Source organism: Thermoflexus sp. (assembly GCF_025055495.1).
Lineage (GTDB): Bacteria > Chloroflexota > Anaerolineae > Thermoflexales > Thermoflexaceae > Thermoflexus.
The window spans coordinates 1-4,734 of sequence record NZ_JANWXB010000267.1; the positions used below are offsets into that span (position 1 = coordinate 1).

Annotated in this window: 6 protein-coding genes; all 6 read right to left on the bottom strand. The window is 63.2% G+C overall.

Annotated elements, in window-relative coordinates; genetic code table 11:
* Positions 1-106 precede the first annotated feature (106 nt).
* Positions 107-1,204 carry a peptidoglycan bridge formation glycyltransferase FemA/FemB family protein gene (locus NZM16_RS08705; RefSeq protein ID WP_295453635.1) on the bottom strand — a complete coding sequence of 366 codons (1,098 nt, stop codon included), beginning with the start codon at positions 1,202-1,204 and terminating at the stop codon, positions 107-109.
* Complete coding sequence (locus NZM16_RS08710; protein WP_295479964.1) at positions 1,201-2,178, bottom strand: peptidoglycan bridge formation glycyltransferase FemA/FemB family protein; 978 nt, start codon at positions 2,176-2,178, stop codon at positions 1,201-1,203. The genes NZM16_RS08705 and NZM16_RS08710 overlap by 4 nt, the downstream gene beginning before the upstream one ends.
* 82 nt (positions 2,179-2,260) lie before the next feature.
* The gene (locus NZM16_RS08715) at positions 2,261-2,950 is read right to left on the bottom strand and encodes a response regulator transcription factor (protein WP_295453630.1); all 690 of its coding nucleotides are present in this window, start codon (positions 2,948-2,950) and stop codon (positions 2,261-2,263) included.
* Positions 2,951-3,395: 445 nt separating this feature from the next.
* A complete protein-coding gene (gene rimM, locus NZM16_RS08720; protein WP_295453628.1) occupies positions 3,396-3,923 on the bottom strand; it encodes a ribosome maturation factor RimM in 528 nt (175 codons plus the stop codon).
* A gap of 24 nt (positions 3,924-3,947) precedes the next feature.
* Positions 3,948-4,181, bottom strand: coding sequence for a KH domain-containing protein (locus tag NZM16_RS08725; RefSeq protein WP_295453626.1), 234 nt, complete (start codon positions 4,179-4,181; stop codon positions 3,948-3,950).
* Positions 4,182-4,192: 11 nt separating this feature from the next.
* Positions 4,193-4,525 (bottom strand): 30S ribosomal protein S16, encoded by a 333-nt coding sequence (gene rpsP, locus NZM16_RS08730; RefSeq protein WP_322798315.1) that lies wholly within the window; start codon positions 4,523-4,525, stop codon positions 4,193-4,195.
* Between the last annotated feature and the right edge of the window lie 209 nt (positions 4,526-4,734).

Below are 4,734 nucleotides of genomic sequence, written 5' to 3' on the forward strand. Positions count from 1 at the left end.
AACATCCCCCCCGGGGGGGGGCGCGGCCGCTCGGGGCGGCCCCGCCCGCCCACCCAACCAATGAACCGGAAATGCGATCCGCCCCTGGTAAGCATGACCCATCGAACTAACCGGGCTCCACGCCGACCCGACGCCAGTGGCGGCGGCGCAGCCAGGCCAGGTAGCGGGGGATCAGCCCTGTATATAGGCGATACAACGCTGGCCACGGCGCGTAATCCCATGTCCCGATGAACCGCACGTATCGCCCGCCGAACCCTCGCTTAAAGCGATAGACCCCCCACATCGGATCGCTCTCGGTCGGCGTCGCTGGGGCTCCCCAGAAGTCATACCGCCGGCATCCAACGGCCCGCGCCCAGCGGATGGCCTCCCATTGCAGCCGGTGGTTCGGCATCTTCTCCCGGTGTCGATCCCGCGAGGCCCCGTAGAAATACCAGGCGGTGGGCCCGAAGCGGTAGATCACCACCATGGCTACCGGCTCCCCTTCGACTTCCGCCAGCAGCGGATACGCATACCCGGCCTCATAAAAGATCGTCCACGCCTGTCGGTAATACGCCCGCGGGCGGATCACGAAGCGATCCCGTCGGGCGGTCTCTGCATAGAGATCGTAGAGCGGATCGAAGGCTTCCGGGCCCACCGGCCGCACCGTCACCCCCTTCCGTTCCGCCAGACGGATGTTGTAACGGGTCTTGGGATGCATCGCCCGGAGCAATTCCTCTTCATCGACGGTCAGATCCAGCCATAGACTGGCCGGGAATTGAACCGATTCCGCCGAGGACCGCCACCCTCGTCGCTGGAGAGCAGTTTTCAAGGGAACCTCCACCGGATCCCGGGGGCCCTCCGCCGTCGGGCCTTGCGCTTCCACGATCTCCGGATCGATGCGGACGAAGACCGCGCGCAGGCGATGCGCCGTTTCCTCCAGATCGCGGAGAACGATTTCCGCCGCCTCGACATCCGTGGGATCCAGCAACGGCCCCCGCGGGAGGTAAAGGATCCCGAGGAGGCCGAATCGGTCGCGCCGGTAAAGCGCCTGGGCGGCCGCCCGGACGCGCCCTCGCTCATCCTCCCAGATCCACCGGAACGGCCGCCAGCCATACCCCGCCTTAAACGTTCCCCACCGCCAGGTCTGGAGGATATGGGGGGAAGGCAATCGCAGCAACGTTGCGTCCCATGTCTGAGGATCATTCACGGAGAAGCGCCGGATCATGCGATGCCCAACCTCCGGATGAGGTGGTAGAGCGGGGGGAAGTAGACCCGATCGAAAGCCCCGGCCCAGCGCGCCACCCGGCCGCCGAATCCGCGCTTGAAACGATACACCCCCCATAGCCCGTCCCGCCGCGTTGTGAACTGCGCCTCCAGAACCTCCGGGTCCTCGTCCGGGATCCCCCACAGGTCATACCAGCGGCAGCCGCGCGCTTTCGCCCATCGGATGGCCCTCCATTGAAGGGCATACGCCGGCATCTTCTCCCGATGGCGATCGCCCGAGGCGCCATAGAAATACCAGGCCCGCTCCCCCCAGGCGAAGGCCATCAGGGCCGCGATGGGCTCCTCCTCGTAACACGCCAGCCAGAGGCGAGCCAGATGAGGGACGAACCGCTCATACGCCGCCCGGTAATAATCGAACGTGTGGATGGCAAACCGGTCCCGAGCCGCTGTCTGCCGCAATAGTTGATAAAACCGGGGAAGATCCTCCGGCTGCGCCTCGCGAACCTTCACGCCCTTCCGCTCCGCCAGCCGGATGTTATAACGGGTTTTGGGATGCATCGCCTGGAGGATCGCCTCCTCTTCGCCTTCCAGAGACACGAGGATCGTCCGGCGGGGCTGGATCGGGGGGGCCGGTCGAAACCCAAAGGCGGTCAGATCCAGGAGGAGCTCCCCCTCGAGGACGTCCGGTTCGATCCGCAACCAGAGGGCGCGGGTTTCCCGGGCCAGGCGATCGAGCGCGGCCAGAAGAGTGCGGAAGGCCTCCGGATGTTGCCAATCGCCGACCGGCCCTTTGGGGACGTAGAGGACGGAAAAGCCCAGGGGAAGGGGACGGATCAGGACCTGAAGGCCGGCCCGGGGCTCTCCGCGCTCCCTCAGCAACCACCGACGGGCGCGCCAGCCGGAGCCCGCCTTCAGGTCTCCCCACGGGGCCGTCTGGAGTATATGCGCTTCTGGATGGCCCTCCAGAAAGGCCATCCAGGTTTTAACATCGACCTCCTGAATGCTTTGTCCAGTGATCAACTGGGGATTTAAAGAAGAAGAGATAACAAGCTTCCGTTTATCCCAGCGCGAACCGATATCCGATCCCTCGCTCCGTGAGCAGAAAGCGCGGCTGCTCAGGATCCGGTTCGATGCGCTGGCGGAGGCGCCAGATATACCACTTGATGTTCTGGGGGTCGACGCTGCCGTCGGGCCACACCTCCCGAGCGATCTGCTCCGGGGTCAGGGTTTGACCGGCTCGCTCCGCCAGGTAGCAGAGGAGACGATGTTCGGTCTCCGTCAGGGGACGCTCTTCGCCGTTCAGGATCGCCCGCGGATACTGAGGATCGATCAACAGCATGCCCTCCCCAAAGCGCCAGTAAACCCGTTTCCCGGGCGGGGGTAGGCGCACGCGGCGCAGGTGCGCTTCGATGCGAGCCAGAAGCTCTTCCATGGCAAAGGGCTTCACGATATAATCATCTGCCCCCAGTTTCAATCCCTCCACCCGCTCCTCCACGGCCGTCCGGGCCGTGAGGATCAGGATCGGCACGGTCGAGGCCCCACGGATCTGCCGGCAGATCTCCAGCCCATCGATGTCCGGAAGCATCAGATCCAGGATCACCAGATCCGGCTGGCTTTCCTGGAACCGTTGCCAGCCCTCGGTCCCATTGAAGGCCAGGATCACCTGGAATCCCCGGCGTTCGAGAAAGAGACGAATTAATTCCGCCAGCTCCACCTCATCTTCAATGACCAGAATCGTCTCCGCCATTCAAACCTCCCCGAGGCGTATGAGATGGAGATGAAGACACCTCCGCGAGGCAGCTTCGTTATAAAAAACCGACCTTCCGATTCGCAGGATTCCCTTTTGCTCCGAGGGGCCGGACTGCTCATCCCCTGCTCCAAGTATGACACAAGACCGAAAGTTTGAGCAAGGTTGATTCAAAGGGAAAAATCATCGCTACCTGTGGAAAGGTGTTCCCGTGGGATCTGTTCGAGGGCGGACCGGAGCGTGGGAAAAGCGTTCCTCTCTCCCACCCCTCCCATGCGGACAGGAAGCGCGATCTGCCACCCGTCAGCATGACGATGGAGAGCGAGGAAAGGAAGAGGGCTGGGCCCAGGCGCCTTCTGCGCCGACCCAGCCCAGGAGAAGAGCCCTTAGCGTTGCGCTTTTTGGAGCGGGGAGGGTCCCAGCGGACAGATCTTCCTTCCGCCCGTTAAGCCTCTTCGTCCTCCCCCAGAAGGCCCGGCATCAGCCAGACCACCATCCGGTTCGCATCCACATCGATCTCCCGCACCACATCCCGGATGGCGGGGATCAGGACTTCGCCGAAGGGGCCGAGGACCACGTAAACATCATTGGCGCCGGTATAAAGGATCTCCTTTACCCGGCCCAGATACCTTCCATCTGTGGCATAAACTTCCAGATCGAGGATCTCGTGTTCGTAGAACTCGCCTGGGGGGAGCGGAACGGCCTCTTCCCGGTCGATCAGGACCAGGCGACCTCGCAGGGCCTCCGCCGCCTCACGGGTCTCACAGCCGGGCAACCGCATCAGGACCATCCCCTTATAATAGCGAAAACGAACTCCTTCGTAGGGGATGGCTTCCTCACCGATGTAAACCCGTTTCAGCCGTTTCAGCTTTTCCGGGAAATCGGTGAGGATCTCCAGCTTCATCTCTCCCCGAACCCCCCATGGTCGAGCGATCCGGGCCACGGCCAGGAAGCGAGGGAGCGGCTTCCGCATCGCGCTGGCTCTCAGGGCGTTCGCTCAATCCAGGGGCTCGATCCGCAGGTCCACCTTCCGCTGCGGCGGCGCGGCGGCGCGCATCACCTGGCGGATCGCCTCCGCCAGGTGCCCATCCCGGCCGATCAGGCGCCCCATCTCCGCCTGGGGGACCTTCATGAAATACTTCACGACCGGTCCCCGGCGGATCTCTTTGATCCGAACGGAGGAAGGATCGTCTAACAGGGCATGGGCAATGAACTCCAGAAAAGCCTGCATCAGCAAACCCCTCACCGGGTGGAAGTGCGCGTGCCGGCTTGCAGGGCCGTGGCTTCCGCCACCAGGGCCTCCAGCGGCTCGCCGGCCTTCAGGCGTTCCAAGCGGGCCAGGGTCCCTGTCTTGCGGAGCAGGATCCGAACGGACTCCGTAGGCTGGGCGCCGACGCGAAGCCAGTGAAGCGCCCGGGCCTCATCGATCACGATGGTCTCTGGCTCTGTGCGGGGGTTGTAATGCCCGATGATCTCGATGAACTTCCCATCCCGCGGCGCCCGCGAATCGGCCACGACGATCCGATAGGTTGGCTCATGCTTTTTCCCCATACGTTGCAAACGGATCCGAATCATTCTTCCCTCACTGGTTTGGATTGAGATTGGTGATGTTGTCTGCCTGCTCTGATCTCAAATATAGGACTCACTGCCCAACCGGGTGGAGGATCCATCCTTCTTTCCCCCGCCTTGCGGATTGCGTGTATCGATTTTGTGGGCGGGAGGGACGCTCTCAGCGGCCTCCCCTGCCCGCAAAGACTAGTGCTTTGTCCAGTTATAAACCGGGG

Excerpts from the sequence above, each read along its gene's own strand:
- NZM16_RS08725 (WP_295453626.1), bottom strand. The coding sequence starts at position 4,181 with ATGCAGGCTTTTCTGGAGTTCATTGCCCATGCCCTGTTAGACGATCCT.
- rimM (WP_295453628.1), bottom strand. The coding sequence starts at position 3,923 with ATGCGGAAGCCGCTCCCTCGCTTCCTGGCCGTGGCCCGGATCGCTCGA.
- NZM16_RS08715 (WP_295453630.1), bottom strand. The coding sequence starts at position 2,950 with ATGGCGGAGACGATTCTGGTCATTGAAGATGAGGTGGAGCTGGCGGAA.
- NZM16_RS08705 (WP_295453635.1), bottom strand. The coding sequence starts at position 1,204 with ATGATCCGGCGCTTCTCCGTGAATGATCCTCAGACATGGGACGCAACG.
- NZM16_RS08710 (WP_295479964.1), bottom strand. The coding sequence starts at position 2,178 with ATGGCCTTTCTGGAGGGCCATCCAGAAGCGCATATACTCCAGACGGCC.
- rpsP (WP_322798315.1), bottom strand. The coding sequence starts at position 4,525 with ATGATTCGGATCCGTTTGCAACGTATGGGGAAAAAGCATGAGCCAACC.